The 17,535-nt window shown below is 49.9% G+C and carries 18 protein-coding genes; 12 read left to right on the forward strand and 6 right to left on the reverse strand.

Annotated elements, in window-relative coordinates; genetic code table 11:
• Positions 1-13: 13 nt before the first annotated feature.
• The 5 genes from porD (at position 14) to J2I46_RS10920 (ending at position 4,348) form a co-directional block, all read left to right on the forward strand.
• Positions 14-925, forward strand: coding sequence for a type IX secretion system protein PorD (gene porD / locus J2I46_RS10900; protein ID WP_207329024.1), 912 nt, complete (start codon positions 14-16; stop codon positions 923-925).
• Between the two features lie 145 nt (positions 926-1,070).
• Positions 1,071-2,735: a DNA repair protein RecN gene (gene recN / locus J2I46_RS10905; RefSeq protein ID WP_207329025.1), complete on the forward strand. Its 1,665-nt coding sequence runs from the start codon at positions 1,071-1,073 to the stop codon at positions 2,733-2,735.
• Positions 2,736-2,741: 6 nt separating this feature from the next.
• Positions 2,742-3,221 carry a viral A-type inclusion protein gene (locus tag J2I46_RS10910; RefSeq protein ID WP_207329026.1) on the forward strand — a complete coding sequence of 160 codons (480 nt, stop codon included), beginning with the start codon at positions 2,742-2,744 and terminating at the stop codon, positions 3,219-3,221.
• Positions 3,222-3,273: 52 nt separating this feature from the next.
• Positions 3,274-3,864 (forward strand): SCO family protein, encoded by a 591-nt coding sequence (locus J2I46_RS10915; protein ID WP_229379714.1) that lies wholly within the window; start codon positions 3,274-3,276, stop codon positions 3,862-3,864.
• A gap of 43 nt (positions 3,865-3,907) precedes the next feature.
• The gene (locus J2I46_RS10920) at positions 3,908-4,348 is read left to right on the forward strand and encodes a c-type cytochrome (protein ID WP_207329028.1); all 441 of its coding nucleotides are present in this window, start codon (positions 3,908-3,910) and stop codon (positions 4,346-4,348) included.
• A 50-nt stretch (positions 4,349-4,398) separates the two neighbouring features.
• On the opposite strand, the gene lptC is transcribed toward J2I46_RS10920, so the two are convergent.
• From lptC to J2I46_RS10935, 3 genes are all read right to left on the reverse strand, one after another.
• Positions 4,399-4,986: an LPS export ABC transporter periplasmic protein LptC gene (gene lptC, locus J2I46_RS10925; protein ID WP_207329029.1), complete on the reverse strand. Its 588-nt coding sequence runs from the start codon at positions 4,984-4,986 to the stop codon at positions 4,399-4,401.
• Positions 4,987-5,048: 62 nt separating this feature from the next.
• Entirely contained in the window at positions 5,049-6,332 is a 1,284-nt protein-coding gene (bamG, locus tag J2I46_RS10930) for a BamG family beta-barrel-assembly machinery protein (protein ID WP_207329030.1), read from the reverse strand.
• Positions 6,333-6,386: 54 nt separating this feature from the next.
• Positions 6,387-7,127 (reverse strand): type III pantothenate kinase, encoded by a 741-nt coding sequence (locus J2I46_RS10935; protein WP_207329031.1) that lies wholly within the window; start codon positions 7,125-7,127, stop codon positions 6,387-6,389.
• Between the two features lie 151 nt (positions 7,128-7,278).
• On the opposite strand from J2I46_RS10935, the gene J2I46_RS10940 reads away from it, so the two are divergent.
• The 5 genes from J2I46_RS10940 (at position 7,279) to J2I46_RS10960 (ending at position 11,345) form a co-directional block, all read left to right on the forward strand.
• Positions 7,279-7,980 carry an SAM-dependent methyltransferase gene (locus J2I46_RS10940; RefSeq protein WP_207329032.1) on the forward strand — a complete coding sequence of 234 codons (702 nt, stop codon included), beginning with the start codon at positions 7,279-7,281 and terminating at the stop codon, positions 7,978-7,980.
• Positions 7,981-8,500: 520 nt separating this feature from the next.
• A complete protein-coding gene (locus tag J2I46_RS10945) occupies positions 8,501-9,148 on the forward strand; it encodes an MBL fold metallo-hydrolase (RefSeq protein ID WP_207329033.1) in 648 nt (215 codons plus the stop codon).
• An 84-nt stretch (positions 9,149-9,232) separates the two neighbouring features.
• On the forward strand, positions 9,233-9,967 hold the full coding sequence (pssA, locus tag J2I46_RS10950; RefSeq protein ID WP_229379683.1) for a CDP-diacylglycerol--serine O-phosphatidyltransferase: 735 nt from the start codon (positions 9,233-9,235) through the stop codon (positions 9,965-9,967).
• An 89-nt stretch (positions 9,968-10,056) separates the two neighbouring features.
• Positions 10,057-10,308 (forward strand): phosphoribosylformylglycinamidine synthase subunit PurS, encoded by a 252-nt coding sequence (purS, locus tag J2I46_RS10955; protein WP_207329034.1) that lies wholly within the window; start codon positions 10,057-10,059, stop codon positions 10,306-10,308.
• 29 nt (positions 10,309-10,337) lie between these two features.
• Positions 10,338-11,345 carry a 3-oxoacyl-ACP synthase III family protein gene (locus J2I46_RS10960; protein ID WP_207329035.1) on the forward strand — a complete coding sequence of 336 codons (1,008 nt, stop codon included), beginning with the start codon at positions 10,338-10,340 and terminating at the stop codon, positions 11,343-11,345.
• Between the two features lie 173 nt (positions 11,346-11,518).
• Here the strand turns inward: J2I46_RS10960 and J2I46_RS10965 are convergent, their stop codons facing one another.
• Complete coding sequence (locus J2I46_RS10965) at positions 11,519-11,875, reverse strand: CoA-binding protein (protein WP_207329036.1); 357 nt, start codon at positions 11,873-11,875, stop codon at positions 11,519-11,521.
• A 279-nt stretch (positions 11,876-12,154) separates the two neighbouring features.
• Between J2I46_RS10965 and J2I46_RS10970 the strand changes: the two genes are divergently transcribed.
• Complete coding sequence (locus J2I46_RS10970) at positions 12,155-12,772, forward strand: NUMOD4 domain-containing protein (RefSeq protein ID WP_207329037.1); 618 nt, start codon at positions 12,155-12,157, stop codon at positions 12,770-12,772.
• Between the two features lie 29 nt (positions 12,773-12,801).
• Here the strand turns inward: J2I46_RS10970 and J2I46_RS10975 are convergent, their stop codons facing one another.
• Together J2I46_RS10975 and J2I46_RS10980 are read right to left on the reverse strand one after the other, a co-directional pair.
• A complete protein-coding gene (locus J2I46_RS10975; RefSeq protein ID WP_229379684.1) occupies positions 12,802-16,536 on the reverse strand; it encodes a sensor histidine kinase in 3,735 nt (1,244 codons plus the stop codon).
• 87 nt (positions 16,537-16,623) lie between these two features.
• A complete protein-coding gene (locus J2I46_RS10980; protein WP_207329039.1) occupies positions 16,624-16,926 on the reverse strand; it encodes a HesB/IscA family protein in 303 nt (100 codons plus the stop codon).
• Between the two features lie 57 nt (positions 16,927-16,983).
• Here J2I46_RS10980 and J2I46_RS10985 point away from each other — a divergent pair, with 57 nt between their 5' ends.
• Positions 16,984-17,508, forward strand: a complete 525-nt coding sequence (locus J2I46_RS10985; protein WP_207329040.1) for a DUF7935 family protein — start codon at positions 16,984-16,986, stop codon at positions 17,506-17,508.
• Positions 17,509-17,535: the final 27 nt, after the last annotated feature.

A 17,535-nucleotide genomic window follows, 5' to 3' on the forward strand; every position in this document is an offset into this window, starting at 1 on the left:
AACGCGCCTGACAATGTCACGTATACTGTTCTTTATCAGTTTGTTAATGGCTTCAATTGGCGCCCTGCAGGCCCAGGAGCTGAACTGCACCGTTACGCTGAATACCGATCAACTGGCTGCTGCCCAGAAAGCTGATCTGACCTACTTCAACCAGTTGCGGGGGGTAATTTCTGAATTCATGAATAATCGCCGCTGGTCTACCGATCAGTTTGCACCAAACGAGAAGATCAACTGCACACTGACAATTAACCTGATTCAGTCAACGGCCATTGGTGTGTTCAAAGGAAATGCCCAGCTAAGTGTGACTCGTCCGGTCTACGGTTCCAATTACCAGACAACCACGCTCAGCTTCGTTGACCGGAATTTCGACTTTAGCTGGTTGCCCTCCCAGCCCTTTTTCTACCGCGAGAACCAGTATTCTGATGACCTGACGCAGTCGCTGGCATTCTACGCCAATGTTATTCTGGCGGTTGATTACGATTCGTTCTCGCGTCAGGGCGGAAACGTATACATTCAGCGGGCGTTCCAGATCGTGAATGTGGCACAGGCTGTATCGGATAATGGCGCATGGTCGGCCCAGGATAATAGCCGCAGAAACCGGTACTGGTTGATCGAAAATCTACAAAACCAGCAGGTTACGCCATTTAGAGACGGGTTTTATGCCTATCATCGTTTAGGGCTCGACGCTTTCGCCAGTAACCCGATACAGGCCCGAAAATACACCATGGATTTGCTGACGAGCATTCGGCAGATTACCTTGCAAAAGCCCGGAGCCGTACTGCTCAACTCCTTTTTCGACGCCAAGTCAGATGAACTGTTGAACATTATGGCCGAAGGCACCCGCGACGAACGTAAGCGCGCTTTTGATATGCTCTCATTTTTAGACCCGGGGAAAACAGAGAATTATAGACGGTTGTTAAACTGACGTTTACTGTTTACAATTTTCTGTCTTTTGTTGCGCTGCTACATCAGGATGCTCGCTACGAGGCGGAGCAATAGAAGACAGAAAACTGTGAACCGTAAACGGATGTTGCCAACTTTTTCACCCCGGCTGATTGTTTCTTATTCGTATGCTATCGCACTTATTGATTAAGAATTACGCGCTTATTGACCAACTGGAGATGGCGCCTGACCACGCTTTGAATATCATCACGGGCGAAACAGGGGCAGGAAAATCCATTATGTTAGGAGCCATTGGGTTGTTATTAGGCAACCGGGCCGACACCCGCGTTTTGTACGATCCATCGGTGAAATGTATCATTGAAGGGTCATTTGATGTATCTGGGTACGTTATCGAAACCATTTTCGAGGAAGAGGAACTGGACTTTGCCCCAACCTGCATTGTCCGCCGTGAAATTAGCCCCGCCGGTAAATCGCGCGCCTTCGTAAACGACACACCCGTGAATCTGGAAACCATGCGGCGTGTAACGAGCCAACTCATGGACATCCACTCGCAGCATGATTCAGTGTTGCTGGGGTCAAATGAATATCAATTGCAGATCGTTGATACCTACGCACAGGATGACGACCGGCTACGAACATACCGCGCCGACTACCAGACCTACCGGGAACGTCAAACGGTTTACGATCACCTGATGAACGAAGCCGGAGCCATGCGCCGGGAGTTTGATTACAATAACTTTCTCTATCAGGAACTGGCCAAGGCCAACCTACAGGCCGACGAGCAGGAAGTGCTAGAGCAGGAACTCAATGTACTGGAAAACGCGGGCGAGATTAAGGAGCGGTTACTGCTGGCTTCCGAATACCTCGACAATCCTGAACAATCGGTTGTGGCCCTGCTGAAAAGCGCGGTGGGTTGCCTGAATCAGGTAACTAAAGTAGCTGATCAGTACCGGGCGCTGCAGGAACGTGCCCAAAGTGCCCTGATCGAACTGCGCGATCTGGCTGATGAGATCAACACCGAGCAGGAAAGCGTTGAGATGGATGACAGCCGCACCGAAACTGTGCGCGAACGGCTGAACCTGATCTATCAGCTCCAGACCAAACACCAGGCGAAAGACGTTGCTACGCTCATTTCATTACGGAACGAACTGGAGCAGAAGGTTAGCAAGGTGCTTAACCTTGATGATGAGATAGAGAAAGCTAAATCGAAAGCTGAGGTTGCTCAGAAGAAGATGACGGTGAGTGCCGAAGCGCTATCGAAAGTTCGGCTGTCGGTGTTGAAACCTATTGAGAAAGAGATTAAAGGGCTGCTGGATGATCTGGGGATGCCCAACGCATCGCTACAGATTCACGCCGAGCGGGGGCGGCCTACGCCAACGGGCATCGATACTGTATCGTTCCTGTTCAGTGCCAATAAAGGGGTGAAGCCACAGCAACTTAAAAATGTGGCGTCGGGTGGCGAATTCTCCCGACTGATGATGGCTATCAAATATATTCTGGCCAGCAAACGATCATTGCCCACCATCATTTTCGATGAAATTGATACCGGTGTGTCAGGTGAGATTGCTATTAAAATGGGGCAGATGATGCGCGACATGGCGCACACCCACCAGCTTATATCCATCACTCACCTGCCCCAGATCGCGGCGCAGGGCATGGCTCACTATTTTGTCTATAAAGATCATTCGGCCGCTAAAACGGTAAGCCGGGTACGTAAGCTTACCTTTGAGGAGCGTGTGCAGGAAATTGCCCAGATGATTGGTGGTAAGTCGCCGTCGCCAAGTGCCGTGAGTAGTGCCCGCGAAATATTAGAGCAAAATGCAACTGTTTAATAATCAATGAAAAACGTATTTATTGCCATTGGATTAGTGCTGGCCCTGACCGCCTGTGGTGCGAAAGAGAAAACTGGTCATGAAGGGCACGACATGGCCATGGCCGAAGACGGTACACCGATCGATAAAGCCGAAAAAGAAGTCCTTGCGGTCCATGATGAGGTAATGCCACGCATTGATAATGTCATGAAACTGAAGAAGGAACTGAACGGCAAACTCACAGCTTTAGATAGTATACAGGGAACACCTACTGAGACTGTCCGGATTGATGAGCAGAAAGCGCAGCTACGTCAGCTGGTTCGCCACCTGACCGAAGCCGACAGCCTTATGATGGATTGGATGGGCCAGTATCATGGCGATACCCTGAAGAAATTGCCTGAAGCCGATGCCCTGCGTTATCTGGCTGAACAGAAGCAACTTATCAATAATGCAAAAGCAAAAATTAATCAGAGTATCCAGCAGGCTCAGACCTACCTTAAACAGTAGTTCCATTGCCCGGCTGGCAGTACTTGCACCAGCTATTGGCCTGCTTCTGGGAATGGCTGGCTGCACACAAACGGATAAGCTGCCCATCCTGGGCGAGCGCGAAGCGGTGACAAAACAGGTTGATGGTAAAACCGTTACTGACTCCGTTTATCACACCATTCCCGATTTTAAGTTTGTCAGTCAGAACGGGGATACCGTGACGGCAGCAACGGTCAGCGGTAAAATCTACGTTGCCGATTTCTTTTTTACGTCGTGCCCCACCATCTGCCCGAAAATGAAAACGCAGTTGAAGCGGGTGTACGAACGTTTCAAGACCAATCCGGAGGTGCTGTTACTCTCGCATACGATTGACCCGGCCCATGACTCGGTTCCGGTGCTGAAGGAATTTGCTCAGGAGTTGGGCGTGTCTGGCAAAAACTGGTTATTCGTTACCGGCGACCGCGATAAAATCTATGACATTGGCCAGAACAGCTACATGGTTACGGCACAGGCCGATTCGTCGGCACCGGGTGGGGTAGTGCATAGCGGCGCCTTTATTCTGGTCGATAAAAACCGTCACATCCGGGGAATTTATGACGGAACAACCGAGTCGGGCGTCGATAAATTGATGACCGACATGGATAAACTATTAACGGAGAAATAACCACTATCGACTGGATACTTAGCTTAGGCTGAGGTACGTAATCATGCCGACACTTCCTGGAAAATCGATTTTAACTTTTTCCCTGTTCAGCCTAGGACTTCTCTCAACCTTTTTTTCCTGCCAGAGCGACGAAGAAACCAAACGGCAGAAATACATTACCGAAGGCATTTTATTATATCGCAGGAACTGTGCTAACTGCCACCAGGCCGATGGGGCAGGGCTGGCCGGTTTGTACCCTCCATTAGCCAACTCAGATTATCTGGCGAAAAATAAACAGGCGGTTATTTGCTCAATACGTTACGGTCAGCAAGGGCCGATTGTTGTGAATGGCAAGACGTATAACCGGATTATGCCGCCTCAGCTACAGTTAAGCGCGCTGGAAGTAGCCGAAATTACCACGTACATCTACAGCCAGTGGGGTAACGACAAACGTCTCGTTACGGGCAAAGAGGCCGAGCGCCTTTTAGAAAAATGCGCGAGATGAATAACCGCCCCACGCAATGTCGGTCTTCCCAGGTAAGTGTGCAGGAGGTATTAAATGCCGCCTTCCAGATTGAAAACGCCGGTGGGTTTACGAATTGAGTAGCGTGAAAAATCCTGATTGGCATCAAGACCGAGCCCATACAGTTTTTCGCCGGTTAACTGGCTTGAAACAACAACGCGGGTTTCGGTATATACCTTCTTTGTATTGGGGTTCCAGTTCAGCAGGTTGGTTTGGAGTTTCTCCTGCTTGGCTTTGTTGATCACCACTACATGGCCCATCACCGTGTACAGATCCTTTGCTTTGTCGTATTTGCCGGAATCAGAACGAAGGGTTGTTACTATCTGTGAGCCAGTAGGGTCGTAGAAATCAATAAAGACTTCTTTCGGGTATTTACGATCATCATTGATGAATCGTAACTGGCGTTCCGTTGTCAGCTTTACACGCATCATCGCTGATTCGCTGTAGAGCAGTTTCACATTGTTGATCTCTTCAATTGGCCCCTTATAGGCTACGGCTTTAACAGGCTTTTTATCTTCTTCGCAGGAGGTGAGAGAAGCAAGCAGCGCCAACAGGCCAACAACGATTAAGCCAAAATAGTGAGAATGTGTTGGATGCGGTATTGGTTGTTTATGTGTCATCTGACGCAAAAATTCAGTGCTGAACGATAAACAGTCGCGGTGCAATTCGGTTCATGTCTCCCTTAGTCGATTACCGTTTTACGGAACCACCAGTCGTTGAGTGAGAAGCCTATTGCTACTTTAAAATATTTCTCCCGAATCTGAGCGCCCGTGAGTACGCCGCGTTGCCCGCCAACCACGGCAACGTTGATGTGATTTACGAAATAGGCGCCCACCGGAATAGAAAAGCCGAGACTACCATTTACATCGTTTAGCTGTACGCCGTTTACCTGATAAGGAAGCTTATTATACTGAAGCCCGGCCCGATAGGTGATCAGGTCGCGGTAGCGGGTAGAGGTTGGTTTGGGTGTATACTCGAGACCGATCGACGAGTGGAACCCGTCGCGCAGGTTGCCGGGCTGATCCGTAATTGTTCTGAACTGGCTCCACGACTGCATACCTGCCTCGACACCAACTGCCAGCTTATTGCCTTTTTCGAGCGTGATGCCAAACTGGATGTGCTGTGGAAGAGGCACGTGGCCATCTGAGTTTACGCGCAATGTATCGCTGCCCGATATGACCGTTCCGCTTGACGAAATCTGTTGGTAAACGTCCGTTTCGGTGCCGCTTAAGCTCGATTTAGGAGCGAAGGTAGCCCCAATGTTCAGTACGTAATCCTTCCCCAGCGACGGACGCCAGGCCGCACCCAGGTTCCAGACAATGTCGCTGTAGTTCACTTTGTTGATTCGTGAGGTGGTGATATCAGACGACGAATTGATCAGCACCTGCGCATCAGATTGGGCCGAAATGTTGCCAAAAATGAATGAGGCATCAGCACCCAGGTAGATATTCTTGCCCAGTCGAACACCGTTGCTGATCGACGCCCGGTTGAGGGCTCCCCGGCCACTGTAATCAAACTGGGTTTCATAGATAGTGCCCGGAATTTTGCCGTACGTGCGTGACTTGTAATCGACATAGCTGTAGGGCCGGAGGCTAATCGACGTATTCCAACGCGACGACAACGGGAATGCCAGTGCCAGGTAGCTTAGATTAGCGCCAAAATCGCGTTGCGTGAGTGGCTCGTTTACTACCAGTTGGCTGATCGTCTTCTGTTGCCCTAACAGGCCGATCTCGAAAATGGTGAATCGGCTGCGCCGGGCCAGCAGTGCCGGGTTTTGGCTATTGAGGTAGAAGGGGCTGGCGTAGCTAACACCAACGCCGCCCATACCAATATTGGCGACATTGGTGGCTGGCAAAATTTCGCCGAGGCCTAAGGCAGAATAAGGAGAATTGCCGAGGCCCTGTGCCTGTAACGTATGGGTAGCCAGCAGGCTAAGGCCAGCGGCCAGAAGAATTAACTTTTTCACAAAAAATCGTGTCAGATGCCGGTTGGTTTCGATCAGATTATAAAAACGGCGGCATTACGGTTGCAGATTGGTCAACATAATGCGGTTTAGGCCTTGCAATACCAACTCCGGTACTGCAAATATACCCGGTTTCAAGCGGTTTATGAACAATGGTCCATCCCCTCCGCACAGGATGACCCGAAGATCTTCGTAACAGTTGGTATATTCTTCGATGATTCCCGCCAGTTCAAGCGTCATACCGTTCATGGCACCACTCAGCATGGCCTCGCGCGTGTTGCGGGCCGTCAGTAGCGGCCAGGCTTCGGTGCCAGGTACGTTGTCGAGCAGAGGCAGGCGTGCGGTAAATGTGTGCATGGCCTGCAAACGCATTCTCAGGCCGGGCGAAATAAGGCCACCCTGAAAGGTGCCGTCAGCCGAAACAAAATCAGCGGTGATACACGTACCCAGGTCCAGTATCAGGCAGTTCTGAGCGGGAAATAGGTGTACGGCCCCCACCGCCGCCGCCAGTCGGTCGGCTCCTAGCGTACGAGGTGTTTCATAGGCATTGCGGATCGGAATGGGTAGGTCGGGCGTGAGTAACAGCCAGTTAGCGCCACCGTCGAACGCATTCAACAGCGTGCGAAGTTCATCGGCCGGGCGGCTGGTCGACGAGGCCATGACGTACCTGGGTGGTGATTTGACCAGCGCATCGCCCAGCGCTTCGGCAGATACGTACCTGGCTGTTTCAACAAGGGTATTACCCTCGAACCAACCTGCCTTTATGCGTGTATTTCCCCAGTCAATGACAAGGTTCATGTCGTAAATTTTCAGTCTATCTAGTGTAATTGCTTCGCTGGTCTACGGGTATCTGCGGAAAGGTAATTCCACAGGAAATTGACTGCTGCTCTATTCAGAACGTCGAATGGTATCGGCTAACGGGCTTTTTTAACAAACTTTGTGAAATCCTATGCCAACACTCTATCTGATTCCGACGCCGCTTGCTCCTGATACGGCCTCGCAGGTGCTAACGCCGCCAATTCCCGAGGTGATTACTCGTCTAGACTGCTTTTTTGTGGAGGAACTGCGTACCGCCCGCCGGTTCATCAGCAGCCTGCGCACGGGACGTATCATTGACGAAACAACGTTTTTTGAACTGCATAAAGATACGCCGGAAGCCGACACCAAACGGCAACTGACCGATCTGCTGGCTCTTAACCGGGATGCGGGTATTTTATCAGAGGCGGGGTGCCCCGGCGTGGCCGATCCCGGGGCTGTGGCCGTTAGGCTGGCTCATCAACTGGGCTTTTGGGTAGAACCCTTAGTGGGGCCGTCATCGATTCTTCTGGCCCTGATGGCCTCTGGAATGAGCGGACAATCATTTGTTTTTCATGGTTACTTGCCAATCGATAGGGGGGAACGGAGCCGGACACTAAAACAACTGGAAACGGATGCCCGTAAGAAGCAGCAGACACAGATTTTCATGGAAACGCCCTACCGCAACAATGCGCTCCTGGCTGACTTACTGGCCACTTGCCTGCCCGACACACGCCTGTGTATCGCCGCCAATGTAACGGCTCCTGATGCGCTGATACAGACAAAACCAATAAAGCAGTGGAAAATGACTATACCAGATCTTCATAAAAAGCCTACTATCTTTTTGCTGTTTTGATCAGCAGCAAATCTGATAAGAGGTGAACTGCCCCAGTAGGCAGTAAGGGGGAGCAATATCTGCCAGACAAACTATTGAAACAGAAGTTGGCCGTTTGGCTCGTAGCTCACCTGCCCTTCCACAAGCGTACTATCAACCGGCCTGACAGCTGCATTGGGCCGGGAGGGAAGAGCCGTCGCCCGTTCCAGTGGCTATAGACATTACGTAGCGCATCGGTTGTGCATAAACAGCATGAACTGACAGGAGTGCGCCCAGCAGCAAAATAAGATGAAGAAAGGTGTTATCGGAGGTTGAACAGGTATCAGAAAACGTATACTGTTCAGGATTTACCCGGTTCATTGATCAACCTTCCCGAAAAAACGGAGGCCTTTGTTAACCAACCTCCCTAAAACCTCCTTTTATAAAGATGATTGCCATTGGCCGAAGGGTAAACAAACACAACTGCATGACCATATAACCACTTGTCAATTGCGGGCTTCGTCAATCATGCCCGGCAATTTCGTACTTTTGTGCGCTCATTATGGTAAAGTCATTCGTATTCTCTCCGTTTCAGGAAAACACGTACGTAATTGCAGACGACGTCACCCGCGAGGCCGTAGTTATTGATCCCGGCTGTTACGAACAGGCTGAGAAAGAAGAACTGGCCGCGTTTATTGCCAGCCAGAATCTGACAATCCGTTATTTGCTGCTCACCCACGCCCACCTCGATCACGTATTTGGGGCGGCCTACGTAAAGCGCAAGTATGGTGTTGCGATGTACCTCAACGAAAAAGACATCCCGATTTTGAACGACGTACCCACTCGCTGCCAGTTGTATGGCCTCCGTGGCTACGAACACGCCGAACGCGACCATAACCTGGCCGAAGGTGATGTTATCCGGTTTGGGAGTATCGAGCTGGCAGTGGTTGAAACACCAGGCCATGCACCGGGTCATGTGGCGTTTATAAACCACGCTGAGCGGTATGTGATTGGCGGCGATGTGCTGTTTCAGAATAGTGTGGGCCGCACTGACCTCCCTTTCGGAAACCATGCCGTGCTGCTCAATAGCATTCTAACCAAATTTTATTCGCTTCCTGATGACTATGTGGTGTATGCCGGCCACATGGACCCAACAACTATTGGGCGGGAAAAACGGTCTAATCCGTATACTAAAGAAATCAGGAATTAATAAGGACGGTGTAAGCATAAGTGACCGCAGCTAGTCTTACCGTTGCGGATAGCACACCGTCATGTTTATCTTAATTTATTCGCTATGCTCAAACACCTACCCAACGCCATGACCTGCGGCAACCTGCTATGCGGCTGCATCGGTATTCTGATGGCTACAGAAGGGGATCTGGTAACTGCTTCCTGGCTGATTATCCTGGCGGGAATACTCGATTTCGGCGACGGGTTCGTGGCCCGTATGGTTGGTGTTTCCGGTCCGTTCGGTAAGGAACTGGACTCGCTTGCCGACGTTGTTACTTTTGGTGTTTTGCCCTCCTTTATTCTCCTTGAACTGTTGCGGGGGAATTTTTCTTACGAAACTGGCGCTTCGATAGGGGGGGGGCAACTACAGCTTGAGTCATATGCTGCATTTGCCATTGCCGTCTTTGGTGCCCTTCGTCTGGCGCGTTTCAATATCGATACCCGCCAATCAGAGCAGTTTCTCGGGGTGCCTATACCCGCCAATGCACTGGTTGTGGCTTCATTACCCCTGATGGCCGCCTCAGCCGGAACCGTAAGCAAACCACTTGCCGATTTCTTCCTGTCTGTTCCATTTCTGGCGGGCTACATAGTGGTCATGTCTGGCCTGATGGTGTCTGAATTACCCTTGATGGCTTTCAAATTCAAAAGCTTTGGCTGGCAGGCCAATCAGGTCAAGTATAGTTTTCTTATCGCATCGGTGTTGCTGCTGGTGCTACTGCAGTTTGCCGCTATTCCGCTGATCATCTTATTGTATATTCTCCTTTCTGTTTTCGTTAACCGCCAACCAATTCGTGACTAACTGACTAGGCATAGGGAAGCTGGCTTCCAGGTACGTTGCCTAACTATCCCATCCATCCAGTTATTCACGTGTTTACTCATTAAGTTCTTATGAAGTATCTCGCCGAAATCGACATCATGCCCCAGAAAGAAATTCTGGACCCACAAGGCAAAGCCGTAAAGCTGGGCCTGCATAACCTGAATATGGATACCATCGACAATGTGCGGATCGGGAAGCATATTCGCCTTGAAGTGGAAGCCGACAGTGAAGCGCAGGCCCGCGAAACGGTTGATGCCGCCTGCCGTCAGTTACTGGCCAACCTCATTATGGAAGAGTACAGCATTACGCTGAAGACGGCCTAACCTGGTCATTGAATCGTCATTAATCGTTTATGACACCAACTTATTCAAAAATTACCGGTCTGGGTTTCTACGTACCTGACAACATCGTCATGAACGACGATCTGAAACAGTACATGGAAACCTCCGACACCTGGATTCAGGAGCGGACGGGAATTCAGCAGCGTCGGTATTTTACGTTTGGCAAAGACACGAATGCCAGCATGGGGGCAGCTGCCAGTCGGATGGCACTCGATCGGGCTGGTATTGCAGCCGCTGACGTAGACCTGATCGTATACGCAACCATCACGCCGGACTATTATTTTCCCGGCTCGGCCTTTCTGATGCAGCGCGACCTGGGTCTGGAAGGAACTGCTGTAATCGACGTACGGCAGCAGTGCTCAGGGTTTGTATATGCTCTGTCTATTGCTGATCAGTTCATCAAGGGTGGTACCTACAAGACGGTGTTGGTGGTGGGTTCTGAAATTCAATCGTCTCTGCTCAACAAATCGACTGAAGGCCGCAATGTAGCCGTGATTTTTGGGGATGGTGCGGGAGCAGCCGTTGTGCAGGCTACCAAAGATCCTGAACATCGACTATTAAGTACGCACCTCCATGCCGATGGCCGATATGCCGAAGATCTGATGGTGAAAGACCCTGGCAGCAGCCGTGATGGTCGCTGGTTGACAGAAGAGACGCTGGCCGCAGGTGACTATAATGTGGCTATGAATGGGAATGCGGTGTTCAAACATGCCGTTGTGCGTTTTATGGAGGTGATCAACGAAGCGTTGGATGCTAACGGGTACACGGCTGATGACCTGGATCTGCTCGTTCCGCATCAGGCTAATATTCGTATATCTGAGTACGTGCGGCAACAGATGAATCTGCCGGCCGAGAAGGTTTTTAATAATATTCATAAATACGGTAACACCACCGCTGCGTCGATTCCCATCGCTATGACAGAGGCCTTTGATGAAGGCCGTATTCAACCGGGGAATCTTGTTTGCCTCGCCGCTTTCGGAAGTGGATTCACCTGGGCGTCTGCACTAATCCGCTGGTAGACTACAGTTCCGGCCCGAAACAGGGATTTCCTGTAAAAACTGGCACTGACCCCACCCATTTCTACCAATAAGGTGGCCGACAGGCCGCTCCTTTTTCTTCAGGAAAGTCCCGCAGATTGAAAAGCGTGGACGGTAAGCTGTAAAGTCATACAGCCTTATCGTCCACGCTTTTTTTAATAATTGCCAATCGACAGCATAACCAGCGTACAGGCTTCGATAGGTTCAATACCCTCCTTTTTCAATTGCTGAGCTAACTCGGGGTTCTCTGCCCCTGGGTTAAAAATAACTCGTCGGGGCTTCAGATCTTTCAGATAATCGACGTACCCAGCCTGGTTACGGGCGCCAACATACATCGTAACCGTATCAACATCGTTGAGTGTTGGCAAGCCCGTCTGAATGGGGTACCCCTGAATTTGCCCGGCTTTCAAGCCAATTAGTTCTATAGCGTGGCCATGCTGTAGCAGGCTTTGAGCCGCTCGGTTTGCATAGCGAGCCGTGTTTTCAGATGCGCCAATTACCAAGGTCTTCATGCGTTTTAGGGAGTCGTGGTTTGCACATATAATAACCAATCGCTCCAGATTGTTATCAGTGAGTTGTTGCTACCATCTGCTTTTGTTGATGTTTGATTAAACAAAACCTGACGTATAATAAGATCGCGTCATTCAGTATACGTTCTGTTGATTAAGTGAATAGGGATAGTTCGTAAATTATTATATTTCGGCTTCTAACTTTAAGGCCATTTATTTGTTTAACTTTAATTAAACAAAACCTCAGGAAAATACTTTTCCAACTCACAGACGGAGCAAGCCATGACCAGTAAAATACCAGCAACGTTCTGGAACGAGCAATGGGTGCCTATTGTGTTTAAAGACATAGAGGATGCGCCCGTGTACCAAATATCCAATTACGGGCGTCTGCGCAGCTTTCAGGCATCAGCGGGCGGTGCTATCATAAAAGGGTCAGTCATTCAGGGCTACCGATCACTTAATATTCGCAAGAAAGGGAAGACGATCAATCGCTACGTGCATAAGCTCGTTGCTGAATACTTCCTGGAAGCAGGTCGCCCAGACCAAACGTATGTGGTGCATCTGGACCATGATAAGCTCAACAATCGGGTACAGAACCTGCGCTGGGCAACGCAGGGAGAAATGATTGAGCACAACCGGTCAAACCCGAATGTGCTCAATCGGCCATTGCCTAAACGTACCCGCAATTATAAGCTGACGGAGAGTAAAGTAAAAATGATCAAAAAACTGCTCCGGAACGATAAGAATCGGCTCAAAACGATTGCCCGGCAGTTTGGTATCACCCATACGCAACTTAATCGGATTCGCTCTGGCGAAAACTGGAAACACGTTGTTCTGGAGGATGAGAACCACTACCAGCAACCTGCAACACTGGCCTACGCCACGCGTAACAACGGGTAACCTTCGGGTTACCTTTTTTTATGGCGTATTTAGTTGCTGCCTGAACGGGCCGGGCCGGCCAATGGCATAGCAATGAAAAAGGACGTACCTACGTTCACATCCGTTTCAAACCAGATGCTTCCACCGGCATGTTCAATGCCCCGCTTTGATATGGCCAGCCCGATGCCTGTGCCACCTTCTTTCGTACTAAAGTTGGGCAGGAACACTTTTGATCGAATCGATTCCGGTATGCCTAATCCGTTATCGTGTATTTCAACGTTGGCGTTGTCGTCCGTTGTGAAAAGTCGTATGTCGATGATCGGCCGTTGATCGGGCGGAACCGACTGAATGCCGTTGATGATCAGATTGGTCATGATGCGCATGAGCAACTGACGGTCGCCCATAATCCAGACCGGGCCCGCCTCGATCTGCCGACGAATAGATACCCGCTTATCATCGGCATACAGATCCACGGCTTTGTGGACCACTGACGTGAGTTCTACCAACTCATTCTGGGGCATTGGCATGTTGGCAAAATCAGAGAATGACGTAGCAATATCACTGATGTTGTCAATCTGGTCGAGCAATGAATCAAGCGTCCGGCTTACGGCGCGGTCTGTAACCGGATTGGTGCCGGGCAGGGTGCGCTGCAATTGTTGCAGCGTAAGCTTCATCGGCGTGAGCGGATTTTTAATCTCGTGGGCCACCTGCTTGGCCATCTCGCGCCAGGCCGATTGCTTTTCACTCTGCGCCAGCGAGAATTTACTTTCTTCCAGTTTGGTGAGCATTCGGTTGTACTCCTTCACCAGGGCCCCGATCTCATCGTCCGACTGCCATTCGATCGTCTGGTTGAGACGGTCGAGGCTGGTTCGGCGAATTTTTTGGGTCATAATCCGCAGTGGCTTCGTAATGCTGCTGGAGGCGAAATACGATAGGATCAGGAAGAGTAGAAACAGCGACGTAAAGACACTGAGAGCCGACGAAATAACTTCCAGCAATTGGCGATCAAGCTCAGGCCGGGCATCAAAGTAGGGCACGCTCAGAATACCCATCAATCGCCCGTAGAATTTCCCGTCAAATGATTTGATACCGGCATAGGCCGTACTGAATTGTTTTGTGCCCAGCGATTCATTGAGCAACACCTGATTTTCTTTGTCCTCGGCAATGTGCATAAAAGCCTGCGGATTGATGTAGGGCGATAAATGGCCACTTTCATACATCAATTTTCGGGTTGTGCTATATAGGTAGCCGGTCGTATCGAACAGGTTAATATCAATGTTGGCGTCGCGGGCTATGGTTTCCAACTCCTGTTCCATCGCTTCCTTGCTACGTATTCCTTTAACGTGTTCGTCAAGATAGGCCTGGAAATTAGCCGCAATGTTTTTGGTGTTGCTGATGTAGCTGGCTTCCTGGTTGCTGATGTAATTGCTGCTGATTACGCCAAGGATGATAACAACTACGAGGAGTAGGGGCAAAAAGAAAGCCAAATTCAGCAATACCTGAATACGGGTTGAATAGTTGATGCTAAACCGCGAAAAGCCATACTGAACGGAGTACAGGATGATGACAACGATCACGGAAAGCACCAAAATCAGGAACAGAAAGGAGAAATTGGCGAATACACTGCCATAGGGGTACTTTGGTGACGATACAACGAGTGTTCGCCCACTAGAGCCGCGAATACCCAGGTGAACAAAGCCTTCGTGCGCAATACCTTTATCATAGAGCACCGGGCTGTTCAGAATACTGGCCGGCATTCGGCGCTCATAGTTATATGTGCCCGTGATGTGAGGCCGCTGAAAGCCTTTCGAGCCGGGCAGGCGTTCATAAACAGCGTGGCTGTAATGCTGCATCTTAGGCGATTGCACCAGTTTATCATTCGTCAGGAATTGAAAATAATCTGATCCGGGTGCCTTTTTCCGAAGTTTGAGATCCAGCACCACGTAGCCAACCACGGCGCTATCTGCATCGTGGATGTCGATAAAATCAATATATTCCTTAATAAACTGATTGCCAACCTCATTGACGAAGTAGAGATCAGCATATTTTGTTTTGTACTTCTTTTGCTGGTACTGCTGCACGTACCCACTGAGCGATGCCGGGTTTTCGCTGGCATCCAGCGGTGTACCGCCCACATCGAATGAGGAAACTTCGGTATCATACTTATCGAAGTACTTGTCAAGGTGCAGTCCTTTAATGCGTTCCTGGATGCGCTCCCGGCGAACCAGAAGGGTATCGTTCCGAAAAACCCGTCGAATTTCCGGGTCGTTGTTGATTGATATCTGAGCCTTTCGGAGTAAGAGCTCGCCGTATTCGTCGTTTTCTGCCAGTAACGTTTTTCCCAGTACCTGCTTGGTGCGCAAATCTTCGAGTATCTGCTGCCGATACACTACACTGGCCGCTGTTGACGCGCAAATGAAGCTACCCAGAAAAAAGTAGAGCGATGTTTTATACTGAAACGTGTAGAGGAAACGGGGAAACCGACTGATATACAGGGCCAGGAAATAGCCCGAGTTGAGTAGATACAGCGGCTCGAACTGGTCGCCCAAAAAGAAATAGTAAACGCCGAAGCTCAACAGTGTACCCACCAGAAACAACCCCAGCCCAACCAACAGGCGTTGGTTGAACCGAATAAACAGGCTGACCAGAATATGCTGAACCAGAAAATAAATGATCGACAGGGTAATGAAGAAAAGCAGACTAGCCACTTTCAGCGGCGAAAATTCAATGCTCAGGGCAAGGTCGAGCGTGTACTGTGATTTTTCATACAGCGCATTTAACTGGCTGAAACAGGCGAAATACACGCTGTAGCTCAGCATCACCAGCATTACCGAACCAATAGCCCAGGCCCAGGCAGGCAGGTGAATAAGCCGGTTGTAGGTACGGGAACGGTAAAAATTATTGACGATATAAAAGGCCACGATCAGCAGCGCTACACTATTGAGCATCAGATCGCCTAACGACGGAGCCAGCTCAGACGACGCATAATATTTGGCGTTGAAGAGATCGTTCTCAATGAACAGATAAGGTACGCCCAAATAGAGCATTACGCCGCGCAGGAGCAGCAAATAACCGGCAAGCCACAGGAAACCCAGTTCATACTGACGTACCTGAGAAGCCCACCGTAACCGTCTGATTACGTACAGGCCAAAGAACAACACTGCCAGTGTGGCAAGAATAACCGTATTGACCGGCGTGGTCCGATTTCGGAAAGGGTCTACTTTGGGAGGAACAACAGAGAAAAGGAAGACTGGTGTAGAGTCGTATATATTCTGATAAGCAGCACCTTTCCTGGTGGTCAGCGCAAGCGGATCAAGCGAAAATAAAGCCGGGTTATAGCCCGACTGAAGAAAAGGATTGGTTGTCGTGTACTGGCGATACACCATGATAAGCGAAAAAACATCCAGCGTATCACCCTGATGAGACGTTTGTTTGTGGTTTACAATAAACCGGCCCTGATCAAAATCAATGAGTTTCGGGTAGCGGATAGGGGCTACGAGGGCGTAGTCGGGGATAAACCGGTTATCAGACCAGTAGAGTAAGCGCTTATTCTTGAAGATGTAATACGGGTAGTGAGTCCGTTGACTTAAGGCGGTAAACGTATAATTGGGCGTGTTCTTCAGGCTGGCTGTCAGTTGAGTCAGTTCATCATCGCACTGTTTCGTTTCCGTTTTGATGCGTTCCTGAATCGATGTGACATATTGCTCATCAGTGGCGCCGGGGGCATTTCGCTCTAAAAATGTGTAGCAAAGTGCCGACGCAAAACACGCGACAATCGCTAACAACAAAAAGATATGACGTTCTATAAAAACCACAGGTGCGAGTAAAAACAAACAGGTACTTACCGGGCATTGTGACCTAAAATCGTGCCATTATTTCAGGTCACCGGGTCGATTCACTACAAATCCGTTCCCTTCTTCTGTCTGCTCGAACCCGATAGTAGCGTCCAGAACATAAAGAAGATGTCGTTTGTCGATGATTACGCGTACTCCATCTACCGAATAAATGTCGTCAGTTGGGCCAGGCAGATCAAAACCGAGTAACCAGGATGACCCGCAGCCACCACCTTTCACACCCACCCGAAGTCCATACTCTGCCGGAATTTTTTGCGTTGTTAGCGTGTCAATAATCCGGGCACGTGCTTCGGGGCGAATTTGAACGGGGGCAATTACCATAATACAGATCGGCGAGCTGTGTCTCGGCCAGTTAACTAACTACTAAACTACGAAAAAATGACCGTCCTGAGTGATCTAGTGAAACTTCTTGTACCCGCAGCACTCGTACTGTACGGGATGTACCTGACCGTAAAGTTACTGCTGGAACGGGAGGCGGCCCGTCACCAAAACGAAGTAAAACAGCGCTATAGCGAAAACGTTATCCCGATTCGGCTGCAGGCCTACGAGCGGATCGTGCTCTTTCTGGAGCGAATCAGCCCCAACAACATGCTGTTACGACTCGGCGGTTCGGCCGATTCTACACTTGAGCTGCAACAACTCCTCCTGCGCGACATCCGCGATGAATACAATCATAATCTATCGCAACAGGTCTACATGAGTCAGCATGCCTGGGACCAGGTGCAGAACGCCATGAACGATGTAACAACGCTCATCAATCAGGCCAGCGGTGATGTTCACCCCGATGCGCCCGCTATCGACCTATCAAAACGTATATTTGAACGTATCATCCAGCGCGACCGTCAGCCCACTGCCGATGCGCTGCGGACGGTGAAAGATGAGATTCAAACCATGTTCATGTAGAACCGTGGTTTCGATAGACCACCTTCA

The organism is Fibrella forsythiae, assembly GCF_017353175.1.
GTDB classification, from domain to species: Bacteria; Bacteroidota; Bacteroidia; order Cytophagales; family Spirosomataceae; genus Fibrella; species Fibrella forsythiae.

Excerpts from the sequence above, each read along its gene's own strand:
- J2I46_RS10940 (WP_207329032.1), top strand. The coding sequence starts at position 7,279 with ATGCCAACACTCTATCTGATTCCGACGCCGCTTGCTCCTGATACGGCC.
- J2I46_RS10960 (WP_207329035.1), top strand. The coding sequence starts at position 10,338 with ATGACACCAACTTATTCAAAAATTACCGGTCTGGGTTTCTACGTACCT.
- lptC (WP_207329029.1), bottom strand. The coding sequence starts at position 4,986 with ATGACACATAAACAACCAATACCGCATCCAACACATTCTCACTATTTT.
- J2I46_RS10935 (WP_207329031.1), bottom strand. The coding sequence starts at position 7,127 with ATGAACCTTGTCATTGACTGGGGAAATACACGCATAAAGGCAGGTTGG.
- J2I46_RS10945 (WP_207329033.1), top strand. The coding sequence starts at position 8,501 with ATGGTAAAGTCATTCGTATTCTCTCCGTTTCAGGAAAACACGTACGTA.
- porD (WP_207329024.1), top strand. The coding sequence starts at position 14 with ATGTCACGTATACTGTTCTTTATCAGTTTGTTAATGGCTTCAATTGGC.
- J2I46_RS10985 (WP_207329040.1), top strand. The coding sequence starts at position 16,984 with ATGACCGTCCTGAGTGATCTAGTGAAACTTCTTGTACCCGCAGCACTC.
- J2I46_RS10980 (WP_207329039.1), bottom strand. The coding sequence starts at position 16,926 with ATGGTAATTGCCCCCGTTCAAATTCGCCCCGAAGCACGTGCCCGGATT.
- J2I46_RS10970 (WP_207329037.1), top strand. The coding sequence starts at position 12,155 with ATGACCAGTAAAATACCAGCAACGTTCTGGAACGAGCAATGGGTGCCT.
- J2I46_RS10910 (WP_207329026.1), top strand. The coding sequence starts at position 2,742 with ATGAAAAACGTATTTATTGCCATTGGATTAGTGCTGGCCCTGACCGCC.
- purS (WP_207329034.1), top strand. The coding sequence starts at position 10,057 with ATGAAGTATCTCGCCGAAATCGACATCATGCCCCAGAAAGAAATTCTG.
- recN (WP_207329025.1), top strand. The coding sequence starts at position 1,071 with ATGCTATCGCACTTATTGATTAAGAATTACGCGCTTATTGACCAACTG.
- J2I46_RS10920 (WP_207329028.1), top strand. The coding sequence starts at position 3,908 with ATGCCGACACTTCCTGGAAAATCGATTTTAACTTTTTCCCTGTTCAGC.
- J2I46_RS10915 (WP_229379714.1), top strand. The coding sequence starts at position 3,274 with ATGGCTGGCTGCACACAAACGGATAAGCTGCCCATCCTGGGCGAGCGC.
- J2I46_RS10965 (WP_207329036.1), bottom strand. The coding sequence starts at position 11,875 with ATGAAGACCTTGGTAATTGGCGCATCTGAAAACACGGCTCGCTATGCA.
- pssA (WP_229379683.1), top strand. The coding sequence starts at position 9,233 with ATGCTCAAACACCTACCCAACGCCATGACCTGCGGCAACCTGCTATGC.